We start from the raw sequence: 22,585 nt of genomic DNA, 5'->3' as shown, positions 1-22,585 counted from the left end.
CAAAATTTATTAATTCAGTATCCCTTTTTATTATTTTACACTATTTGAATATTATTTATTCATCATTAAGTCTATAGCCAACGCCTACTTCTGTGATTAAATATCTAGGGTTTGCTGGCTGTTTCTCTATTTTTCTTCTTAGAGTAGCCATAAAAACTCTAAGCGAATTAGTTTCACTTCCAATTATATTACCCCATACTTCTTTTATTATAAAATTATGAGTCAGAACTTTACCATGATGTCTAGCTAATAATGATAAAAGGCTATACTCTATTGGTGTTAGGCGAACTTCATAATCATTCATCATTACTTTTCTTTTTTCGAAATCAATAAATAATTTATCTACAGAAAAAGTAGATTTTGTATTTTCGCTTGCAACAAAACCACTCGCACTATGTCTTAACGCTACTCTAACTCTAGCTAATAATTCAATAATAGAAAATGGTTTAGTCAAGTAGTCATCAGCACCTACGTCGAATGCCTCAACTTTTTCTCTATCTTGTTCTCTAGCAGAGACCACAATAATCGGAATATTACTTAACTGCCTAATATTTCTAATTACATCTATCCCATCCATATCTTCTAAACCTAAATCTAAAAGAATTACGTCAGGTGAATAAGACACACAAAGTGATATAGCATCTTTACCGTTAATGGCTTCAATCACCTTATAATCTTGAGTTGCAAGGGATGTGGATATAAACTTCCTTATAGTTTTATCATCTTCTACTACTAAAATTACTTTTTTATTCAATTTCTAGTCCCCCCTCATGATGCATTGGCAAATTAAACCCAAAAGTAGCACCTTTTTGTTTATTGTTTATTGAATATATTTCACCTTTATGAGCTTCTATTATAGATTTACATATTGGAAGTCCTAATCCAACACCTTTTCTAGAGTCAGAACACTTCACTTCACCAGTGAAGAATCTATCGAACACATACTTTATATTCTCACTTGGAATTCCCGGTCCATTATCACATACTTCAAATTGTGCTTGGTTGTTTTTTTCATAAACATTAATTTTGATTTTACATTGCTCTCCAGCATATTTTATTGCATTATCTATTAGATTTATTAAAACTTGTTCAATTAACTTAGCATCCATAGGAACAAACATAGGATCATTGGGAATGTTTATTTCTATATCCATATTTTCAATTCGTCTTTTTATATGATTTAGAGAAGAAGAAATTACTTCTTCAGCAAGTTCTAACTTTTTCTTTACTTCTAGTTTATTCTCATCTATTCTAGTCATGCTTAGTAGATTTTCAACTAGTCTAATAAGCCACTGAGAGTCTTCATAAGCTCCGTCTATCAATTCATATAATAAATCATCATTAATCTCTTCTTTATTTTTCATTATTGTACTTAACGTTCCTGATATTCCAGCTAAAGGAGTTCTAATATCATGAGAAATAGCTCTAAGTAAGCTACTTATAAATCGCTCTTTTTCTAACTCATTTTTTGCACTTTCTTTAATTTGCGATAAAATCTCTCTATCAAGTGCAATTGACATCTGTGCTACAATAGCTTCTATTACACAAATATCTTCGTTGTCTAACTCTTTTTCATAGCAAGAAATACCTATTACACCTAAAGTAGAGTTTATACCTATGATTGGCATATAGTATCCCTTAGATCCAGGAAGTGTATCTGTTGATTTCCCAGCTATTGTTGCATTTGACAATACCCAACTAGCTACAGCTTTTTCATCATCGTTTACTAATTTATTTGATAGATTTCTATTCTCTTCAAATAGGATTAGATCATTTCCTGAATTTGATTTAGTATAACATACAACATCCCTACTAAGACTAATAAATAATAGTTCAAGTCCCTTGTTTATTATGTCTTCTTTACTAGATACCCTTAAAAAACTCCTACTTATCTGATAAAGCATCTGTGTATTTTCTTCTCTCTTAGAATAAGTTTCTGCTTGATGCTGAATTCTTGATGTAAGTGTTGATGTTGTTATACCTACAATACAAAATACTAATAATGTAATAATATAATTGGGATCATCTATTGAGAATGTATGTAACGGCTCAGTAAATAAATAATTGATCAATATAATGTTTAGTATAGAGCTAATGATTCCCGATGTATATCCTTTTGTACATACAGAAATAAAAACAACATTCAGTATATATATTAATAGTATATTCTCACTAGCAAATCCAATACTTCTAAGTGAATAAGCAATTATTGTACTTATTATAGTTATTATAGAAAGTTTAATAAAGTCAATATATGTTATTTTAAACTTTGATTTTATTGAATTTTCTTTTTTTATTATATATTTATCCTTAGTACCTGATTTATAAGGAATTACATGTACATCTATATGGTAAACTTCCTCTATTAATTTATCAACTACATCTTTTTTTAATATCTTGTTGATAAATTTATGATTACTATGATTTCTACCTATTACAATTTTAGTAACATTTCTCATTTTCGCATATCTTATTATTTGCTCTACTAAATTATCACCATGAAGTACTACTATTTCTGCACCAAGTTTTTTTGCCAAATCTAAATTACTTTTCAGTTGATTCCTTTGAGTCTCATTTAAATTGTTAGATTCTGGAGTTGTTATATATAATGCAATCCATTTTGAAAGAGAAGAATAAGCAATTCTAGAAGCAGTCCTAATAATTTTTGTTGAAGAAGGAGAAGGACCTACACAAGCCATTATTGTATCTGAGGTAGGTATTACAGTTACTTCCCCTTTAGAAAGTCTTGAGATTTGTACTTCTTTATTAACTCTCTCTGCAGTCTTTCTCAAAGCAATTTCTCTAAGTGCTATTAAATTATCCTTTATGAAAAAGTTATCTTTGGCTTTTAAAGCTTGATCTTTTTTATATATTTTACCCTCATTAAATCTTTGTAGTAATACATCTGGTTCAATATCGATTAGTTCTAGTTGTGTAGAATTATCTAAAAGTCTATCTGGTATAGTTTCTTTTACAGATATTTTAGTAATAATTTCAACAATATCGTTTAAGCTCTCTAAATGCTGTACATTTACTGTGGTATAAACATCAATGCCAGCTAATAATAACTCTTCTATATCTTGCCATCTTTTGTTATGTCTAAGTCCTCTTACATTTGTATGTGCAAACTCATCTACTAACATTAGTTCTGGGTTTCTTTTTAAAGCAGCATCTAAGTTAAACTCTTTTAAATCAATTGTCTTGTACTTTATCTCTTTAACTGGAAGAATCTCTAGACCATCTAATAACGAAAGAGTTTCAGGTCTTGTATGAGGTTCTATATAACCAACAACAACATCTACACCATATTTTTTAAGATTTTGTGCTGATTCAAGCATGGAATATGTCTTACCTACTCCTGCAGCATATCCAAAGAATACTTTAAGCTGTCCCCTTTTTAATTTACTCTCCTCATCTTTAATTTTTTCTAGTAGACTTCTCGGATCAGGTCTATCCATAAGTTATCTCCCACCTCTATTTCTTAGAATAATATAAATATCTTGTTAAAAGTAAAATTATCATTATGTGATGTTACTATAAAAAGGATGTGCACTTATTTTATAGTAACACACCCTTGATGCTAATACATTTTATTTCAGTTTATTTAATTCGATATTTAAAAGCAATACATTAACCTTAGATTCACCAAATATACTCATAAATGGTTTGTCAGCATTTTTTTCAATTAATTTTAATATTGTACCTTCCTCTATATTAGTATATTTAGATATACGACTTACTTGATATTCTGCAGCAGCTACACTTATATGTGGATCTAAACCACTTCCTGATGCAGTAATTAAATCAATAGGTACTTTTTGAGTATTTTCTGGATCATATTTTCTCAGCAATTCTATTCTATCGTTTAATATATTTTCATATTCTTTTCCTGTTGGTGTTTTGTTTGTACCAGCTGACATATATCCATCATACCCTTCTCCAGCTGCAGATGGTCTAGACCAAAAATTCTCCGGATCAATAAAACTTTGACCAATGATTTTAGAACCTACTTCTTTGTTATCTTTATCAGTGATTATGCTTCCGTTTGCTTTATCTGAAACAAATACTTGTGCAAAAGCTGTTATTGCTAGAGGATATATAACACCAGTTATAACAGTCATTATTATAAATATTAACCCAGCTTTTTTTATATAATTTATCATTTTACTTCTCTCCCCTACATTATAAAACTTATTAATATATCTATAACTTTTATTGCTATAAAAGGTGCTATAAGGCCACCAGCACCATATATAAGAATATTTCGTTTTAATAATTTACTTGCTGGCAATTCTTCATATTTCACACCTTTAAGTGCTAATGGTATCAATGCAATTATTATTAAAGCATTGTATATTACAGCAGACATAATTGCACTTTCTGGGCTAGACAAGTTCATTATATTTAGTTTATTTAACTGTGGATATACTCCTAAAAATAATGGTGGTATTATTGCAAAGTATTTCGCTACGTCATTAGCTATACTAAATGTAGTTAATGCACCTCTTGTCATAAGTAATTGCTTTCCTATTTTTACTATTTCAATAAGTTTGGTAGGACTTGAGTCTAAATCAACCATATTTCCAGCTTCTTTTGCTGCTTGAGTTCCTGTATTCATAGCAACAGCCACATCTGCTTGTGCAAGAGCAGGAGCATCATTGCTACCATCTCCAGTCATAGCAACTAGATGTCCTTTCCTTTGATATTCATTGATTAACTCTAATTTACCTTCTGGAGTAGCTTCAGCTAAGAAGTCATCAACACCTGCCTCAGCAGCTATTGCAGCTGCTGTTAATGGGTTATCACCTGTTATCATAATAGTCTTTATTCCCATTTTTCTAAGGTCATTAAATTTTTCCTTTACTCCAGATTTTAATATATCTTTTAAGTGGATAACTCCCAATACTCTATTATCTTTGCATACTACAAGTGGAGTTCCTCCTTGTCTTGATATGCTAGATACTATATCATCACATTCTTTTGGGTATATTCCATTTTTACTTTCAACAAATTCTTTTATAGCACTTGCTGCACCCTTTCTAATTTCATTCTTCGAAGTATTAACTCCACTCATTCTTGTTTTTGCTGAAAAAGGCACAAATTCGGCTTCTAAAGGACCAAGATATCTTCCTCTTATTGCATAAAGTTTTTTTGCTAGTATTACTATACTTCTACCTTCTGGTGTTTCATCCGCTAAAGAGCTAAGCTGAGCTGAATCAGCTAACTCTTCATTATCTACACCTTGTAGCGGTATAAATTCAGACGCTTGTCTATTACCAAATGTAATAGTTCCTGTTTTATCTAGTAATAATACATCTACATCTCCAGCTGCTTCAATTGCTCTACCTGAAGTAGCTAATACATTTGATACATTCAACCTACTCATACCAGCTATTCCTATTGAAGAAAGTAGTGCACCTATAGTTGTTGGAGCTAAACAGACTAACAATGCTATTAAAGATGTAACTGAAACTATTGTACCAATACCATTATAATTTACTGCAAATAAGCTATATGGGTATATAGTAACGGTCACTACTAAGAATATCGATGTTAATGCTATTAATAAAGTTTGTAAGGCAATTTCATTTGGTGTTTTCTTTCTTTGAGACCCTTCAACCATAGCTATCATTTTATCTAAGAAACTTTCTCCTGCTTCAGCTGTAATTTTTACTATTAAGTAATCAGAGACTACAGTAGTTCCACCAGTAACTGCACATCTATCACCACCAGATTCTCTAATAACAGGAGCACTTTCACCTGTTATTGCGCTTTCATCAACCGAAGCAACTCCATCAATTACATCTCCATCTCCAGGTATTTGTTCCTCTGCTACAACTAATACAATGTCACCTTTTTTTAAATTATTCGATGCAACCATCTCAAACTCAGCATATTTATCTGGAGAATTTAATCTCTTGGCCATTACATCTTTCTTTGCGGCTCTAAGACTATTTGCTTGTGCTTTACCTCTGCCTTCTGCTATAGCTTCAGCAAAGTTAGCAAATAGTACTGTAAACCATAAAAATACGGTTATCATTAATGTGAATATAGGATCATCATTAGTAAAATTTAAGAATGATAATAATGTAATTACACTAGTTATAATAGAACCAATATATACAATAAACATTACTGGATTTTTAAGTTGTGTTTTAAATCTAAGTTTTTTAATTGAATCTTTAAGGGCATCTCTAATAATATTTTTATTTATAAAGTCAGATTTCTTTTCTATACTTTCTTGCTTATTTTTACTTTTACTATGCATATACACTCATCTCCTAATTGTATTATATATATCTTATTTTAAAAAATCATACTCAGATGTTCTGCAATTGGTCCTAGAGCTAATGCCGGCAAGAAACTTAATGCTCCTATCATAAGTACTACTCCTACCAATAAACCAACGAACATTTTATTATGAGTTGCTAGTGTTCCAGAACTTGTAGGCAAGATCTTCTTACCAGCAAGAGATCCAGCTACGGCAATTGTTAATATCGCTGGGATAAATCTAGCAAGCAACATAGTTATTCCTGTTAAAAGATTTATAAATACATTATTTGCGCTAAATCCTGCAAAGGCACTACCATTGTTATTTCCAGTAGAGCTTAGTGCATATAATATTTCTGAAAATCCATGTGGTCCATTGTTGTTTAGTAAATCACCTATATTAGGTAACATACATGTTATAGCAGTACCTATTAAAACTAATATGGGTGTAGTGATAACAAGTATAGATGCCATTTTCATTTCAAATGGTTCTATCTTTTTACCTAAATATTCAGGGGTTCTACCTACCATAAGCCCTGCAATAAATACAGTTAACATTGCAAAAGCAAGCATTCCATAAAGTCCAGAGCCTACACCACCAAATATTACTTCACCTAATTGCATTAGTAGTGTTAAGACCATTCCACCTATTGGTGTAAATGAGTCATGCATAGAGTTTACTGAACCATTTGAAGCAGATGTTGTAGTTACTCCCCAAATAGCTGAATTTGTAACACCAAATCTTACTTCTTTACCTTCCATATTTCCTCCTGATTGTTTATCTGTTATATCCATACTTATACTTGGGTTATTAGATATTTCAGGAGTTCCTTTATATTCTGCATAAAATGTACTTACCATAGCTAATGTAAATATTATTAACATTGCACATAATATTGCATTACCTTGTCTCTTATCTTTAACTAACTCTCCAAAAGTAAAGCATAAAGCAGTAGGAATTAATATTATAGATACTACTTGTGCTATATTTGAAGGTAAAGTTGGGTTTTCTAAAGGATGAGCTGAATTTGTTCCAAAGAACCCTCCACCGTTAGTACCTAATTGTTTTATAGCAATTTGACTAGCAGCTGGTCCTCCTGGAATTATTTGTGTTGAACTTTTAGTTCCATCTTCTAGAACCATTGTTTCTATTGTACTTACCTCTTTATATGGAGTAAGATTTTGAACAACGCCTTGAGTTGTTAAAAATATTGCTAAAGCAGTTGAAAGAGGTAATAAAACATATAATACTGATTTAGTTAAATCCACCCAGAAATTTCCTATTTTTTTTGTTTTAGTTCTGATAAATCCTCTTATCATTACCAAAAGGATACATATACCAACTGCGGCAGATACAAAGTTTTGTACTGTAAGACCAAGCATTTGGCTTAAATAACTTAGTGTACTTTCTCCGCTATAAGCTTGCCAGTTAGTATTTGTCACAAAGCTAGCTGCAGTGTTAAATGATAAATCCCAACTTACTGATCCAAGCTCTGCTGGGTTAAGTGGTAATATATGTTGAATCATTTGTAATATCATTACAAAAAATAAACTTATTACACTAAAAATAATTACAGATATTGCATATTGTTTCCAATCCATTTCATCTTCTTCTTTGATATTAAGTACTTTATAGATAAATCTCTCAACTGGTGCAAATATTTTACTTAATAGTACCTTTTCACCTTTAAAAACCTTAGCAATATAATGCCCTAAAGGCTTAGCTAAAAAAATTGTTAATGCAATGAAAAATATTATTTGAATAATAATTCTGACCATAACTTTCTTCCTCCCCTTGTTCTTGTATATTTAAATAATACCAATTTTTGTATAAAGGCAGGATTAAGATAGTTCATATAACATTAAGATTGTATTAAGATGAAAATAGAATACTTAATGCAAAAAATAAAATAGCCATAAAAGTAGTATATATTACTACTTTTATGGCTATTTTATTTTTACTAATTAGTTACTCCAATCACAGAAAACTCAGATGACTTTTCTAAAGCATATTCTAAGTCAGCAATCAAATCATCTACGTCCTCTATTCCTATTGATACTCTTATCATATCAGGAGACACTCCAGCAGATTTTTGTTCTTCTTCAGATAATTGTGCATGTGTAGTACTTGCTGGATGAATCACTAAAGATTTTGCATCAGCTACATTAGCAAGATGAGAGAAGATTTCTAAGGACTCTATAAATACCTTTCCAGCTTCAACTCCACCTTTAATTCCGAATGTAAATATAGATCCACAACCTTTAGGACAATACTTTTTACCTAACTCATAATACTGATTACCTTTTAATCCCGGATAATTCACCCATGATACTTGTGGGTGATTGCTTAAGTACTCTGTTATCTTTTTAGTATTTGAAACATGTCTATCTACTCTTAAAGATAGCGTTTCAAGACCTTGAAGTAGTAAGAATGAATTAAATGGACTTATACATGCTCCTGTGTCTCTTAGTAACTGTACTCTTAATTTTGTAATATAAGCTGTCTTGCCAATATCTTTAGTATAGCTAATTCCATGATAGCTTGGGTCTGGATCAACAAGTACATCAAACTTTTCGCTCTTCTCCCAATCAAAGTTACCTGAATCTACAACTACACCACCTATAGAAGTACCATGACCTCCAATAAATTTTGTTGCAGAATGAACGACTATATCAGCTCCAAATTCAAATGGTTTGACTAGATAAGGTGTACCAAAAGTATTATCAACAATTAATGGTATATTATTTTCATGAGCAATATTTGCAATCGATTCTATATCTGCAATATTTATTAAAGGATTACCGATCGTTTCTATATATAATGCTTTAGTGTTTTCATTAATAGAATTTCTAAAATTTTCTGGATCATCACAATCTACAAAGGTAGTATTTATTCCAAGCCTTGGAAGTGTTGTTGAAAATAAATTAAAAGTACCACCATATAATGTGCTTGCAGATACAATTTCATCTCCCGCCTGTAGTATATTAAGAATAGCATAAGTTATAGCAGCTGATCCTGATGCTACTGCTACTGCTCCTACCCCACCTTCAAGAAGCGCTAACCTTTGTTCAAAAACATCTGAGGTTGGATTCATCATCCTAGTATAAATATTTCCTTCTTCTTTAAGTGAAAATAAATTAGCCCCGTGCTCTACACTATTAAAAACATATGACGTTGTTTGATATATAGGTACCGCTCTCGAACCAGTAGCTGGATCTGGATTTTGTCCTCCATGTACTTGCAGTGTATCAAAACTTAAATTTTTTCTTCCCATATTTATTATCCCCCTTAATATTTTGTTAAATAAATAAAAGCCCATCTTTGATAAAAGAGGGCTTATCTATATATAGCTTACTCTCTCATCTTTCTTATGGAATCTCCATAAGCAGGATTTAGCACCATGTATATAAATACTGGTTGCTGGGTTTCATAGGGCCTATCCCTCCACCTCTCGTAATAAGATTTCGTATTTTATTTATTTTTATTAAGTTTATTGTATTTAATATGTTGATAATATGCAACAACTTTTTAATTTTTCTTGGAATTTATTTACAAAATCCTGCATCTTTATTATTCATTATCTTTTTTGAATTACAATTTGGGCATGTTATTACTTCCTTAAAATAATTTATTATATATATTCTTCCACATGTAGCACATCTAAAAGTACAAAGTGTAGTAGGAACATCTTCTAATGTAATATCATCCTCTTTTTTTATTTTAGTTAACTTATTTTCTAGTACTGATGTAGCACATTTTTTTCTTGCTGATTTTAATATTATGTGGAATTCTTTTTTAGTTAAGTTTAAGCGCTTTATACACTTATCATCATTTAGGTTTTCAATATCTTTACACTTTATAACCTCAAGCTCAATTTCGCTTATTTCTATAAAATCCTCAAATGACATAATATATCCCACCTTATACATTATATATATTTTTATCTCACACACTTTATAATTTATGTGTTTGAAACCATCCTTAGAAACTACAAAATTTATTAATAGTTTTATTTAATATGACTAGTAGTGTTCGCGAACATAAGTTCTATCGGTCTTAAAACTTCATTTTTATTAACATGTAGCATAATATTTTCGTATATTTATATAGGAGATGATTATTTTGTATAAATTTTTTAATGATATTAAAATTTCAGATTGTCTACTTGCTGATTTTGCTTTGAAGTGTGATGATATTTTAAACTTAAGTCCTATAGACTACGATACTACTACTATTGTTTTATCAAGAAACTTAGCTAATTCTATTTTACTTAGAGATAATGATAAGTTTAATCAAAATGTAGCGTATTTAAGTAATAAAAAACTATTAGAAGATGATGAGCTTATAGAATCTTTTTTATATAGAGTAATGGCTTATATAAAATTTAAAAGTAGTACTTATGATATACTTCAAAAATATGATTTAGTAGCTAATTATGATCAGGATCATAATCACGATTTTATTTTATTTTACGATGTACTTTTAGCTCGCGGAATTAATGATGGAGATGACGAACTTTTATATTATTATTTATTAACATTCTTAAATAGATATATTAATAATGATTATACTATATTAGCTGAATATATTACTATTATTGAAGAGATCATGAATATTGATCCTATAGATACTATATATTATAGCATTGATAATGTGAAAAATAATAAGAGAATAAAATTTAAAGATGATATGGGATATGGAATTACTTTTTAGTATATTACTCAAGAGCTTATAATTATATATTTATATTCTTAATATATAATTATAAGCTCTTAAAAAATTATAGGAGCTTGCTTTTTAAAGTTAAGATTTAACTAATATAGATTACTGCTCCTGTAAATTCAAATATAAATCTTTATATATTTGTAAAAATGATGAAGCTAGTTTATCAACTTTTTCCTCCCATCTTTTATCCTTACCCTCATCAGGACAATAATTTATCTGTACATCATCTACAGATAAACCAATATAATATGGTCCACCTTCTGTGAGGTAGTTTTCTTTTAAATGTTTAGCAGTGTGTAATATAGAATCATATTGGCTTGAAAATAATCTTCCCTCAGAATTATCACTGTATACTTCGTATCCCGTTAGATTATTATCTTCAATAGCTCTTCTTGAAGTTGCAAAACCGCTCTCCAAAGCTACAATCGCAGCAACTGCAAGTGCATTTACACCATATATCTCTTCTGCATCTACAATAGCTTGAGATAGATGTGACATAGTAGATGCTCCTTTATAATTTAGTAATATATTTTCCATTTCTTCAGCTGTGATTTTACTAGGTACTGTAATATCGTCTCTAATATATGTAATATTTACTTTTCTTTCTTCTTCAATTTTTGCGATTTCTATATTCGAATCTAAAGTACATGCTGCTTTAACCAGTTCTACATGTTTTTCTTGTGAGCTTGAATTTGAAATTTCCTTTATGCTTATACTTGAAGATGAATCAAATCCTAGCATAATAGATGTTATACATACTACACTAATAATTTTCTTATTCAATCTCATACTTTTGTCTCCTATCGAAGTATTTTCAATATATTTATAATTCACTATATTGTTTTATATTTCCTTTTTTAAATTTATATAGTGAGATTGAGTCTTCGATATATTGTTTTATTCGACTACATATATGAACTATTTTCGCCAAAAACAATCATTTATCACTTAAATTCATTGTTAATCTCATCGTAATAAGCATACGAATTTGTCGTTTTTACTTGTACGATTTTTTGGTATCAATTTTGTTACAAATATAATAAAAATTTATTTTATATATAAATATTGGGCATGTAGGACTAAACCATACATACCCAATAGATTTTTAATCTTTATTTTCTTTTGCCTTTTTTCTTTCAAGTATTTCTTTTAACATTTTCTTTTTTAACTTTATTTTATCTCTTCTTTGTTTTTTTGTTGCCATAATCAAAACCTCCATTTAAAATAATACAAAAATCAAAGGACTTTACTTTTTGAAGTGAAAGTTCTATTTAGGACAATTATATTAATTTTAAAAGAGATTGATGACTATATACTGAAAAATTATAATTAAATTGTATCAGCTTAAGTAATTTCTTTATATATCAACTTTTAAATTGAATTTTTTTATTGATAATAGATCATCTACCAGTAGGATAATAAAAATTATTGGACATAATACTTGCCAATAATATCCTAGATCTAAATATAACCTATCTATAATGTTTGCTTGAAAGTACTTTACACCTATATAAGTTAATACTGTCCAATATATAGAGAACTTTAAGCATATTATGCCTTGAATATTAAATTTTAGCTTTGAGTAATCCCAATAATCTTTATTAAAGTATACTTTCATAATAACACCAGTTATATACTCGATTAATGTAGGAACTAAAAAACATATAATAATTAATATGTATTTATTATAAGCAGTACTATCATTAATTAATACTAACAGTGACATTGCAATGGCGTACATAGGCTTAAATGGAAGATGTAAGAATCCATCCTTTTGAAAATATCCATTACATAAATAGCAATATATATTCTCAATCCCCCATCCTATAATACCATATACAAAAAAGTTAAAAGATAAGTACAGTAGTACATTAATTTTTTCCATGTATATACCTCCTTAAATAATAAGTATTTTTGGTATATACGCATACTTTTATTCATTAGTTTATTATCTACATCCTACATTTATCTGTATATTAAAATTCCCCTTTAGATACTTCTTATTTACTTTTATAAATCTTATAAATACTAAAGTACCTATAATTAACAATATTAATCCTAATATTAAAGTAATTGTTATATCATTTGAAGTAACAGTCATATCTACATTTTCAGCACTTTCACTACTAATAAATTGAGAAATAAAACTGATAAAGTTATTTACAAAATGAACTGTAATTGGAATTAAGATATTTATATATTTAATCTCTATAAATATATAAATAAGAGTATGAGGTTTATAGATTAAACTTCATACTCTTTTTTATTGATATTTAATATATCTATTTAGAAATTATTATTTCAACATAATCTCCTATTGCATGCTGTAGCGGTATTACAACAACTATGTCTCCATTTTCTTGATAACTAAATGCTAGCGGGTATGTTTTGCTATTATTAAAGTCTGTATTTGATAATATATTTATCATTTCTTCTTCAGTTTGTTGCTTGATATAATCAAGCTGAGCTTTTTCTAAGTTCTTATCTGTTGTTTTAGTTTTGTAATCTGTTGTATTTAATAATGTGTTTGAAATACTCTTAATATCTGCATAATCTTTAAGCATTAATCTACTCTGATTATTTAAATCAATATTCGTACTACATATAAATTCTATAGGATAAGCATTATTTAAATTATTGTAGTAGCCATAATAAACAATAGATAGTATATTATCATTTATCAGCTTTATTTCATAGTTTACCTCTAGTGTAGGATCTTCTTTATCAGGATCATAAAAATTAATTATGCTCAAAGCATCATCTTTTATAATTTTATTTATACTATCTTTTTTAGAGGTATCACTTATGTTTTTTAATTGGGGATATTTTATTATAATATCATTTAGTGTATAAGTAATTTCTGATATATCACCAATCTCCTTAGTTGTTACTTTAGCTTTATCCTCAGTATTCATCACTTGAGTAGGATTATTAACTTTGTTTGAACTTGCTTCTTCTTTACTATCAATACTACACCCTATGGCTAGTAGGCTCGTTGCAACTATACTTACTGTCACTATAAAATGTTTTTTCATAGTGAGTCATCTCCCTTTCTTTTATTATGTTGATTAATTCTATCTATTAAGTGTTAATTCCTTGTTTTTTTATAACTTTTAAATATAAAAATAAATAATGATTTTAAATACATTTTTACATTTGTCATTTTTATGATTTTTCTGCTTTTTTATGACATTCATTGACACGCAAAAAGTTATCTAAAAATAAAAAATCTTTATCTATTATGTAGATAAAATCAAATAATAGATAAAGATTTGTATTTTGATAGCATTAAATTTATTTACTTAGATTTTCTCTTATTTCATCAATATTATATGGAGTATTTTGATACACACAATAATTTAACCAGTTACCAAATACCATATTTGCACTTTCTCTCCATGTAACTAATGGTAATTTTTCTATATCCTCATCTACAAAATAATTTTTAGGCAAATTAATATTTAGTCCTTTATTAATGTCTCGTAGATACTCATTTTTAAGAGTATCTCTATCATACTCTAAGTGTCCAGTGATAAATATTTGCCTTCTATCTTTTGTTGCCGCAATAAATACACCTGCATCTTTAGATTCAGATAATATTTCTAACTCATTGATTTTATCTATATCATCTCTTTTCACCTCAGTATGTCTTGAATGTGGTGCATAAAATCTATCATTTAATCCTCTAGTCAAATCATCATGAGGGTAATTAACCCAATGTTCATATACTCCATACAATTTATGATCTAGTTTGTATTTAGGTATATTGTAGTGGTAATAAAGAGCAGCTTGTGCTCCCCAACAAATATGTATAGTAGAAAAAACATTACTCTTAGTCCAGTCCATAATTCTTTTTAATTCATTCCAATATGTAACATCCTCAAAATCTAATTGTTCAACAGGTGCACCCGTAATGATAAGTCCATCAAATTTTTGATCTTCTACATCTTCTATATAGCTATAAAATTTTTCTAAATGCTCTATAGGTGTATGCTTACAAGTATGACTCTTTGTTTGTAAAAGAGTTATTTCTACCTGTAAAGGTGTATTTGATAAATATCTTAGTAGCTGATTTTCTGATTGAATTTTAATTGGCATAAGATTTAATATTCCAATTTTTAATGGTCTTATATCTTGAGTGCTTGCTCTGTGTAAATTCATAACAAAGATGTTTTCTTCTGATAACAATTTATATGCTGGTAATTCTTTAGGTATTTTAATTGGCATATCAATATCCCCCTGTAATATTAATATTTATATCTCTATATTGATAATATTTTAATTATAACATAAAAGCCATACTTGATTGATTTCAAGTGTGCCTTATTTAATGAGTAATTTCCATTAATATATTTAATACAAAATTTATAATAAATAAAATTGTCATAGCATACATTGCTATAGATACTTCTTTTGATTTATTATAAATCCAAAAGCAATACCATTTACCATATATCCTATGAATAAATTTTTTAGAGGAGATATATAATGAAACCTTACTCTTACTTTTTCCTTATGATAATATCATTACTTATATTAGTACATCTTAACGAAAATTCTAAATCTCTAATAAGATTTTTTACGAAATTAGTAACTAGTTTATTTTTTGTAATTATAGCTTACTCAGCATATCAAGAATCTGTATATAACTTTTATTGTTTATTTATATTTTTAGGTCTATCTTTTGCGTTAATTGGAGATATATTTTTAGGTATCAAATATCTAAATATAAAAATTATGTTTATCCTAGGTATCGCTTGTTTTATGCTTACTCATATATTTTACTCATTAGCTTTTATATATTTAGTTCCTATCAGTATCAATGACATAGTATGCACTATAGCACTATCTTTTATAATTATTTTCACATATATATCAATAGATGGGTTTAATTTTAGAAATTCATTTTTTATAGTTTGTATTTATATTGTAATCATATGTTTCATGCTTTTTAAAGCTATCTCGCTTATAAGAATAGAAATAAGTGCTACTGCTACATTTTTTACAATATTAGGAGCATTTTTATTTACTTTATCTGATATTGTTTTATCCTTTGTATATTTTTATAATAATTCACCAAAATTTTTATCTAATTTAAATTTAGTATTATATTATCTCGGCCAGGGTTTTATTGCTTTGAGTATATTATACATATAAAAAAGCCTCATAACTGAGTAAAGTGGACCCTTTGTCAAGGACACTAAAAAAAGAGTGGCGTTAAGAAGCTACTAAAAGCTGATTCCTATATTGTATAGGAGTTAGCTTTTTTAAATTCCACTGGCCTCGATCATTATTATAGTAATTCATATAGTCATCTATTAAAATTTTAAGTTCTTCTATTGTTGTGCAGTTTTTGTAATCAATTTCATCTTTCATATGTCCAAAGAATGACTCCTGCGGAGCATTATCCCAGCAGTTACCTCTTCGAGACATAGATTGGCCTAAGTTATTTTTCTTAAGTAGTTTTTGAAAAATTGGACTTGTATAATGGGCTCCTTGGTCAGAATGAATAAATGCATCTTTTGGTAATTTAAATGATTTTAGTTTTATCAAATTATTTATAGTTTCTGTTACAATGTCTATAGCTAAACTGTTAGAAAGATTATATGCTAGTATTTCATTAGTTGATGAATCTTTTATCGTAGATAGATAAGCCGTTTTACCATTGCCGTACGGCATATATGTAATATCAGTTAACATTACTTTACCAGGTATATTTTGTTTAAATTCTCTATTTAACTTATTTGGAACAACTCTATGTTCTTTTGTAGCCTTAGCCATACGCTTGTACGAATTAGGTTTACGTATTGGACAAATAATATTATACTTTCTCATTATTCTTTGGATTTTCTTTCTATTCATTATGACATTGAATTTATTCTTTAATATCATCTTTATGGTTCTAGAACCTTTCTTATATCCACGGTAATTAAATGCTTTTAGAATAATCTCTTTTAATTTAATATCTTCACTTTCTCTCATATCTCTAGCTTTAAAGTTTCTTAAAAAATTATAATAACCTGAAGTAGAGACATTAGCAATTTTGCATAAATGTCTCGTCATATTATAAAGTTTAAAATCTTTAATTAAATTTTGTATTATTCTAAATATCATAGATGATGGCAATTTCTTATTTATCACCTGCCTTTCTTGCAGCTCGAGCTTTTTTATAAATTCAAGCTCCGCTTTAAGATACTCTATTTCAGCATCTTTCTTTGCAAGAACTTCCTCAATAGTTAAATCTCGATTAAGTGTTCTTCCTGAATTTAAAGTTCTAGTATCTTCTAAACCTAAAACGCCTTTATCCTTATATGCATTCTTCCATCTTCGACTAGCTGAATCTATACGTCCAATTCCAATTATATCAACATCAAATCCAGCATCCTCAAAAATATTTCTCGGAGTTTTTCCATTTTCATATTCTGCAATAAATTGTAGTTTAAATTCATTAGTATAAGTTATGCCCTTAGAGGATACATTTTTTATATATTTAATTTTAGATAATTCTAGTATTTCTTGCTCTGTAAATATTTTTTTACTCATCCTTAAATCACTCCTCAATTAATATTTTACAAAAAAAGATCCTATATAGATAGACACGTTTTTTCTCGTGTCCACTATATAGGATCCATTTTAGAGGCTCTTTTCTACTATTTTTTCTTTTTTATTAAGCTATTCATTTCTAGTTTAGAAAATATATTATTCATAGTTTCATAGTCAATATCAAGCTTTAATTTTTCAAGTTCTAAATCTTGTATCTCATCAATATCAGTTTTTATAGTTGCTAACTTTTTACTTAAAAAAGCATCTTCTTTATACAGAAGTAAGTTTTTTATAGGAGATCTCTTTATCCCTAACTGCTCTTTAAAGAAAAGTGATATCTCTTTTTCGCTTTTTATATCTAAGTTATCTATTGCTTCGTAAATAGCTTCAAGAGATGTATAATGTCTAAGAAGAGGTCTACTAGAAGTTTCACCTACATTTTTTACGCCTCTAATATTATCCGATTTATCTCCTTCAATTGCCTTTGCATCAATAATTTGTATTGGCTCAATACCTTTAAAATGTTTTACATACTCAGGTGTATACTCAAAGACTCCACTTGGTAGGTTTAACTCTTTCTTATTGATACCAAGCTCCTCATACATTGCATCACGCTTACCTGTTACTATCCATAGTTTTGTATTATCTGATACTAGCTGTATATAATCTTCATCTTTAGTATGAAGTATTGTTTCAATATCTGTTTCAAATTTTTTCACTAAGCTTCCTGCAAAATCATCCGCTTCATAGTACTCATGCGAGAATATAGGAATGTTAAGCTGAGGTAATATTTCTGTTAAAAGCTTAAACTGGTTACTAAGTGGAATAGGTGTTTCTTTTCTATTAGCTTTATATTCAGGGTCTAATTCTCTTCTGAATGTTCCAGATCTACTTCTATCTAAAACAACTGCTAAATGTGTAATACGTTGCCTTTCTAAAAGCGGAAGTAATGTTTTAAAGAACATGTATATACCATTTGTATATATTCCGTCTGGTGTTTGCATAAGTTTTGTATAGGCAAATTCTTTTTGCTCATCAGTTTTAGCAAATAGAAGGTCTCTTGCCGTAGCATAAAAACTTGTTGAAAGCAATGATGAACCATCTACTATAAGTAATTTATCAGCGATACACTTAACTTCCTCATCAAAGATATCTGCATTAAATTCAACCTCTTCAAAACCTAACTTTAATTCAGCTTTTATAACTGAATCTTTCTTTAATTCCCTATTTATACCTCTTAAGTCAGTATTTAAACGAGAACCAATATAACTATTAACTCGTATATAATCACCCTTAATTAAACCCGATGATATTATATCATCTTCATTATATAATCCCTTTTCTAATTTTTTTAAGTGTAATAAGTGACTCTCATTACAATAAGAATCATTATTTTCCTTTATCATATTGTTAGTTTCTTTTTTCTGTACGTCCTTATTTATTTCATATTCTAATAAATCGAATAAATTATCCATATTAACTCCTTTTGATACAATAGTTTGCTATATATATTTATATCATATATATACATATAAATATATATAATAAATGATTTTTACTTAGTGGACTGTAAAAACAATAAGAAGCCTAGATAAAATATCTAGACTTTTTATATTAAATATTAACTAAATTCTTCATACTAATATCAAGTGCTTTTACAGAGTGTGTCAACTCACCAACAGATATAAAGTCTACACCTATTTCAGCAATTTTTTCTATTTTATCTATAGTAATATTTCCAGAAAACTCTGTTATAGCATTATTACCTATAATTTTTACTGCTTCACTAGCAGTTTTTATATCCATATTATCAAGCATAATAATATCTGCTCCAGCTTCAAGTGCATCTCTTACCATAGCAATGGTTTCTGCTTCTACTTCTATCTTTCGTACAAATGGACAGTTATTCTTTACAAGAGTTATTGCATTTATTACTCCTCCTGCAGCATCAATATGGTTATCTTTTAAAAGTATTCCATCAGAAAGATTATGTCTGTGATTAACCCCTCCACCTAATTTCACTGCATATTTATCTAAGATTCTATTATTAGGCATTGTTTTTCTAGTATCAAGCAATTTTGTATTACTATTTTTTAGTTTCTGTACATACATATTAGTCTTTGTTGAAATACCGCTCATTCTTTGTAAATAATTCAATGCAACTCTTTCACCCTTTAGTATATTTCTTGTACTTCCTTTTAAAATTGCTATTTTTTCGTTAAAGCGTACTGATTCACCATCTTTTTTGAAAAATTCTATACCTACATTACCTATTATATCAAATACTCTTTTAAAAACATCTAATCCACATATTATCCCATCTTCTTTACATATTAGATCAACAGTAGAATTAGCACTTTCACTAATAATACTGTTAGTAGTAATATCTTCATTAGGAATATCTTCTATTAAAGCCTCTTTTATCATGTTATCAATAATCAAATAATTCATCTTGTAAATCCCCACGATTTCTCTTAATTTCATTTATAACCATTAATTTATTCTCTTCTTCTATTTTATTCAAATCTAAGCAGTTAAAATTTAATTTGTTATATACAGTTTTATTAGTGTTTATCTCAATAATATCTACAATAGAATTGATTTTATTAGCTGCTCTATTTGAAAATACAAGACCTTCAAGTAAAGAATTACTTGCTAGCCTATTAGCACCATGTACTCCTGTACAACTTATTTCACCAACTGCAAATAAATTTTTCATAGATGTATTAGAATTTAAATCAACTTCAATACCACCCATAAAGTAGTGCTGTGCTGGAGATACTTTAATATATTCTTTAGAAATATCAATGCCTTTTTCCAGGCACTGTTCATATATAAACTTAAATCTATTTATAAGATAATGTTTATCAAAATGAGTTGCATCTAGATAGACATAAGGTATTCTATCTTTTTTCATTTGTCTATATATTGCATTACTAACTATATCTCTTGGTAATAACTCATCAACGAATCTTTCTTTATTTTTATTTAGAAGCTTTGCTCCTTCTCCTCTTAAAGACTCTGATATTAGTAGTCTTCTGCCACTTTTATCATCTTCATAAAATGCAGTTGGGTGAATTTGAATATAATCAATATCTTTTAATTTAATATTATGCTTTAGGGAAATTGATATTCCATCTCCTATTAAATTACGTTGATTTGTAGAATTTTTGAATATACCACCGATACCTCCAGTGGCTAAGACTACTACTTTAGAATGTACCACCTTGATATTCTCATTATTAATCATTATTCCACCTACACATTTACCATTGTCATTAATTATATCTAATAAATATAAATCCTCTAGTATGACTATATTTTTTCTTTTCCTTGCTTCTTTCAAAAGTATTTTATGTACAACCTCTCCAGTATTATCTTTACTATGTACTATTCTATTAGTACTATGCGCACCTTCTTTGGTATAGTCTATATCACCATTAACTTTATCAATCTGTAATCCATAGCTTAAGATCTTATTAATATTTTCTATAGATTCTTTGGCAAGAATTTTTACGGAATCCAATTTATTTTTATATCTACCTGCTTTTAAAGTGTCTTGTATAAATAGCTCAATATCACTTTCATCTTTTGCTGTCGATATTCCCCCTTGAGCTAAATACGTATTATTTTCTTCTAATTTTGACTTTGATATTACTAATACTTTTAAGCTTTGATCTAAGTTAAGTGCACAGTATAATCCAGATACTCCACTACCTACTATTAATACATCTACTTTATTATTCATAGTTTATACCTCAGCAAGTTTATGCATATTTAGCAATGAATTTAATGCTTTTACCCTTACTGTTTCTTCAACAACTACTTCATTGTCCATGTTTAAAAGAGTTTCATATAAATTCTTTAAAGTTGTCTTTTTCATATCAATACAACTAATGCTTTCTCCAGGTATAAGAAAGTTTTTATTTGGGTTTTTTTTATTTAATTCATATAGTATTCCTTCTTCTGTTGCTATTATATAATCTTTTTTTTCAGAGTTAGTTGCGTATTCTATTATTCCAGTTGTACTTCCAATATAATCACCTAAATCTCTTATTTCCTTTTTACACTCGGGATGAACAAGGACTAAAGCCTCTTTATATTTATTTTTTAGATGTATTATATCGCATACTTTTATATTATGATGATATTTACAATAGCCTTCCCATAGGATAAACTTCTTTTCAGGAAAACTTTCTGCAATATATCCACCCAAGTTCTCATCTGGTAAAAATATTATTTCATCGTTATCTACATTATTTAATATATCTAAAGCACTAGATGAAGTAACACAAACATCACAATGTGCTTTTACCTTAGCAGTTGAATTTATATATCCTATCACGATTGCATTTGGATATTTATTCTTCAATTCTAATATACCATTCTCATCTATCATATCTGACATTGCACAACCTGCATCTAAATCTGGCATTAGTATTTTTTTATTTGGTGATAGTATTTTTGCACTTTCACCCATAAATTTAACTCCACAAAATACAATAACATCTTCCTTACAGTCTCTTGCTATTTCACTCAAGTAATAAGAGTCACCTACATGATCTGCTAACTCTTGAATTTCAGAAGGTTGATAATAATGTGCTAGTATTATAGCATTCCTCTCTGATTTCAATAATTTGATATTTTCTACTATATTCTCTCCCATAACTACACCACTTTCTATCTTAACTAGTGTATATACACCTGTAATGTCATTATAGCACTAGGACTTTTTTTATTCAATTATAAAAATTTATATGAATCTACACTTTGAATATTAACTCCATTTTTGGTTATATTACTTATTAAAGTATCTATTTAATAAACCTAGGAGGAGTTATGGCTAAGAAAAATAATAAAAAAGAAAAAAAGGAAAAAAATACTAAGCTTGAAATAGGTGAAGAGCTTAATATAGATCCTCAATTAAGACCATCAAAAACTGGTTCTGTAAGTCAAAATACTGCTAAACCAATAAGCTCACATAAAAAGAAAAAATAATTAATAAAGCTGTAGAAGATATCTTCTACAGCTTTATTAATTATTTTT

Annotated in this window: 20 protein-coding genes and 1 riboswitch; of the genes, 3 read left to right on the top strand and 17 right to left on the bottom strand. The window is 28.4% G+C overall.

The window, feature by feature from the left end:
* Positions 1 to 55: 55 nt before the first annotated feature.
* From CHL78_RS05335 to CHL78_RS05305, 7 genes are all read right to left on the bottom strand, one after another.
* Positions 56 to 754 (bottom strand): response regulator, encoded by a 699-nt coding sequence (locus CHL78_RS05335; protein WP_094367649.1) that lies wholly within the window; start codon positions 752 to 754, stop codon positions 56 to 58.
* Complete coding sequence (locus CHL78_RS05330) at positions 747 to 3,458, bottom strand: sensor histidine kinase (RefSeq protein ID WP_116041228.1); 2,712 nt, start codon at positions 3,456 to 3,458, stop codon at positions 747 to 749. The genes CHL78_RS05335 and CHL78_RS05330 overlap by 8 nt, the downstream gene beginning before the upstream one ends.
* A gap of 132 nt (positions 3,459 to 3,590) precedes the next feature.
* On the bottom strand, positions 3,591 to 4,163 hold the full coding sequence (kdpC, locus tag CHL78_RS05325) for a potassium-transporting ATPase subunit KdpC (RefSeq protein WP_116041226.1): 573 nt from the start codon (positions 4,161 to 4,163) through the stop codon (positions 3,591 to 3,593).
* A gap of 14 nt (positions 4,164 to 4,177) precedes the next feature.
* The gene (gene kdpB / locus CHL78_RS05320) at positions 4,178 to 6,268 is read right to left on the bottom strand and encodes a potassium-transporting ATPase subunit KdpB (RefSeq protein WP_116041224.1); all 2,091 of its coding nucleotides are present in this window, start codon (positions 6,266 to 6,268) and stop codon (positions 4,178 to 4,180) included.
* Between the two features lie 38 nt (positions 6,269 to 6,306).
* Complete coding sequence (gene kdpA, locus CHL78_RS05315; protein WP_116041222.1) at positions 6,307 to 8,049, bottom strand: potassium-transporting ATPase subunit KdpA; 1,743 nt, start codon at positions 8,047 to 8,049, stop codon at positions 6,307 to 6,309.
* A gap of 182 nt (positions 8,050 to 8,231) precedes the next feature.
* Positions 8,232 to 9,545: an O-acetylhomoserine aminocarboxypropyltransferase/cysteine synthase family protein gene (locus tag CHL78_RS05310; protein WP_116041220.1), complete on the bottom strand. Its 1,314-nt coding sequence runs from the start codon at positions 9,543 to 9,545 to the stop codon at positions 8,232 to 8,234.
* 82 nt (positions 9,546 to 9,627) lie between these two features.
* Positions 9,628 to 9,734, bottom strand: a riboswitch (SAM riboswitch).
* Between the two features lie 82 nt (positions 9,735 to 9,816).
* Positions 9,817 to 10,179, bottom strand: a complete 363-nt coding sequence (locus tag CHL78_RS05305; protein ID WP_158540637.1) for a DUF134 domain-containing protein — start codon at positions 10,177 to 10,179, stop codon at positions 9,817 to 9,819.
* Between the two features lie 214 nt (positions 10,180 to 10,393).
* On the opposite strand from CHL78_RS05305, the gene CHL78_RS05300 reads away from it, so the two are divergent.
* Positions 10,394 to 10,984 carry a hypothetical protein gene (locus CHL78_RS05300; RefSeq protein ID WP_094367232.1) on the top strand — a complete coding sequence of 197 codons (591 nt, stop codon included), beginning with the start codon at positions 10,394 to 10,396 and terminating at the stop codon, positions 10,982 to 10,984.
* Positions 10,985 to 11,095: 111 nt separating this feature from the next.
* Here CHL78_RS05300 and CHL78_RS05295 read toward each other — a convergent pair whose 3' ends face one another.
* From CHL78_RS05295 to metA, 5 genes are all read right to left on the bottom strand, one after another.
* The gene (locus CHL78_RS05295) at positions 11,096 to 11,785 is read right to left on the bottom strand and encodes a glucosaminidase domain-containing protein (protein WP_094367231.1); all 690 of its coding nucleotides are present in this window, start codon (positions 11,783 to 11,785) and stop codon (positions 11,096 to 11,098) included.
* A 568-nt stretch (positions 11,786 to 12,353) separates the two neighbouring features.
* A complete protein-coding gene (locus CHL78_RS05290; protein WP_094367230.1) occupies positions 12,354 to 12,881 on the bottom strand; it encodes a putative ABC transporter permease in 528 nt (175 codons plus the stop codon).
* 63 nt (positions 12,882 to 12,944) lie between these two features.
* The gene (locus CHL78_RS20660) at positions 12,945 to 13,097 is read right to left on the bottom strand and encodes a hypothetical protein (protein ID WP_158540636.1); all 153 of its coding nucleotides are present in this window, start codon (positions 13,095 to 13,097) and stop codon (positions 12,945 to 12,947) included.
* 181 nt (positions 13,098 to 13,278) lie between these two features.
* The gene (locus CHL78_RS05285) at positions 13,279 to 14,031 is read right to left on the bottom strand and encodes a polysaccharide deacetylase family protein (RefSeq protein WP_094367229.1); all 753 of its coding nucleotides are present in this window, start codon (positions 14,029 to 14,031) and stop codon (positions 13,279 to 13,281) included.
* Between the two features lie 259 nt (positions 14,032 to 14,290).
* The gene (metA, locus tag CHL78_RS05280) at positions 14,291 to 15,223 is read right to left on the bottom strand and encodes a homoserine O-acetyltransferase MetA (protein ID WP_094367228.1); all 933 of its coding nucleotides are present in this window, start codon (positions 15,221 to 15,223) and stop codon (positions 14,291 to 14,293) included.
* 261 nt (positions 15,224 to 15,484) lie between these two features.
* Here metA and CHL78_RS21555 point away from each other — a divergent pair, with 261 nt between their 5' ends.
* Complete coding sequence (locus CHL78_RS21555) at positions 15,485 to 16,153, top strand: lysoplasmalogenase family protein (protein ID WP_094367227.1); 669 nt, start codon at positions 15,485 to 15,487, stop codon at positions 16,151 to 16,153.
* 60 nt (positions 16,154 to 16,213) lie between these two features.
* On the opposite strand, the gene CHL78_RS05270 is transcribed toward CHL78_RS21555, so the two are convergent.
* From CHL78_RS05270 to nadA, 5 genes are all read right to left on the bottom strand, one after another.
* Complete coding sequence (locus tag CHL78_RS05270) at positions 16,214 to 17,539, bottom strand: IS3 family transposase (protein WP_094367226.1); 1,326 nt, start codon at positions 17,537 to 17,539, stop codon at positions 16,214 to 16,216.
* 107 nt (positions 17,540 to 17,646) lie between these two features.
* Entirely contained in the window at positions 17,647 to 19,014 is a 1,368-nt protein-coding gene (locus CHL78_RS05265) for a 5'-3' exonuclease (RefSeq protein WP_199533997.1), read from the bottom strand.
* A gap of 139 nt (positions 19,015 to 19,153) precedes the next feature.
* The gene (gene nadC / locus CHL78_RS05260; RefSeq protein WP_094367225.1) at positions 19,154 to 19,990 is read right to left on the bottom strand and encodes a carboxylating nicotinate-nucleotide diphosphorylase; all 837 of its coding nucleotides are present in this window, start codon (positions 19,988 to 19,990) and stop codon (positions 19,154 to 19,156) included.
* A complete protein-coding gene (locus CHL78_RS05255; protein WP_094367224.1) occupies positions 19,971 to 21,287 on the bottom strand; it encodes an L-aspartate oxidase in 1,317 nt (438 codons plus the stop codon). The genes nadC and CHL78_RS05255 overlap by 20 nt, the downstream gene beginning before the upstream one ends.
* A 3-nt stretch (positions 21,288 to 21,290) precedes the next feature.
* Positions 21,291 to 22,205: a quinolinate synthase NadA gene (gene nadA, locus CHL78_RS05250; protein WP_094367223.1), complete on the bottom strand. Its 915-nt coding sequence runs from the start codon at positions 22,203 to 22,205 to the stop codon at positions 21,291 to 21,293.
* Between the two features lie 173 nt (positions 22,206 to 22,378).
* On the opposite strand from nadA, the gene CHL78_RS20655 reads away from it, so the two are divergent.
* Positions 22,379 to 22,537: a hypothetical protein gene (locus CHL78_RS20655; protein WP_158540635.1), complete on the top strand. Its 159-nt coding sequence runs from the start codon at positions 22,379 to 22,381 to the stop codon at positions 22,535 to 22,537.
* The last annotated feature ends 48 nt before the right edge of the window (positions 22,538 to 22,585 follow it).

This window comes from Romboutsia weinsteinii (genome assembly GCF_002250835.2).
Classification (GTDB): Bacteria; Bacillota; Clostridia; order Peptostreptococcales; family Peptostreptococcaceae; genus Romboutsia_A; species Romboutsia_A weinsteinii.
Note: the sequence above shows the minus strand (reverse complement) of the source record. Positions and strands in the feature narration are given on the sequence as shown.

Coding starts and splice junctions, on each gene's coding strand:
- CHL78_RS05330 (WP_116041228.1), bottom strand. CDS start 3,458: ATGGATAGACCTGATCCGAGAAGTCTACTAGAAAAAATTAAAGATGAG.
- kdpC (WP_116041226.1), bottom strand. CDS start 4,163: ATGATAAATTATATAAAAAAAGCTGGGTTAATATTTATAATAATGACT.
- kdpB (WP_116041224.1), bottom strand. CDS start 6,268: ATGCATAGTAAAAGTAAAAATAAGCAAGAAAGTATAGAAAAGAAATCT.
- kdpA (WP_116041222.1), bottom strand. CDS start 8,049: ATGGTCAGAATTATTATTCAAATAATATTTTTCATTGCATTAACAATT.
- CHL78_RS05310 (WP_116041220.1), bottom strand. CDS start 9,545: ATGGGAAGAAAAAATTTAAGTTTTGATACACTGCAAGTACATGGAGGA.
- CHL78_RS05305 (WP_158540637.1), bottom strand. CDS start 10,179: ATGTCATTTGAGGATTTTATAGAAATAAGCGAAATTGAGCTTGAGGTT.
- CHL78_RS05295 (WP_094367231.1), bottom strand. CDS start 11,785: ATGAGATTGAATAAGAAAATTATTAGTGTAGTATGTATAACATCTATT.
- CHL78_RS05290 (WP_094367230.1), bottom strand. CDS start 12,881: ATGGAAAAAATTAATGTACTACTGTACTTATCTTTTAACTTTTTTGTA.
- CHL78_RS20660 (WP_158540636.1), bottom strand. CDS start 13,097: ATGACTGTTACTTCAAATGATATAACAATTACTTTAATATTAGGATTA.
- CHL78_RS05285 (WP_094367229.1), bottom strand. CDS start 14,031: ATGAAAAAACATTTTATAGTGACAGTAAGTATAGTTGCAACGAGCCTA.
- metA (WP_094367228.1), bottom strand. CDS start 15,223: ATGCCAATTAAAATACCTAAAGAATTACCAGCATATAAATTGTTATCA.
- CHL78_RS21555 (WP_094367227.1), top strand. CDS start 15,485: ATGAAACCTTACTCTTACTTTTTCCTTATGATAATATCATTACTTATA.
- CHL78_RS05270 (WP_094367226.1), bottom strand. CDS start 17,539: ATGAGTAAAAAAATATTTACAGAGCAAGAAATACTAGAATTATCTAAA.
- CHL78_RS05265 (WP_199533997.1), bottom strand. CDS start 19,014: ATGGATAATTTATTCGATTTATTAGAATATGAAATAAATAAGGACGTA.
- nadC (WP_094367225.1), bottom strand. CDS start 19,990: ATGAATTATTTGATTATTGATAACATGATAAAAGAGGCTTTAATAGAA.
- CHL78_RS05255 (WP_094367224.1), bottom strand. CDS start 21,287: ATGAATAATAAAGTAGATGTATTAATAGTAGGTAGTGGAGTATCTGGA.
- nadA (WP_094367223.1), bottom strand. CDS start 22,205: ATGGGAGAGAATATAGTAGAAAATATCAAATTATTGAAATCAGAGAGG.
- CHL78_RS20655 (WP_158540635.1), top strand. CDS start 22,379: ATGGCTAAGAAAAATAATAAAAAAGAAAAAAAGGAAAAAAATACTAAG.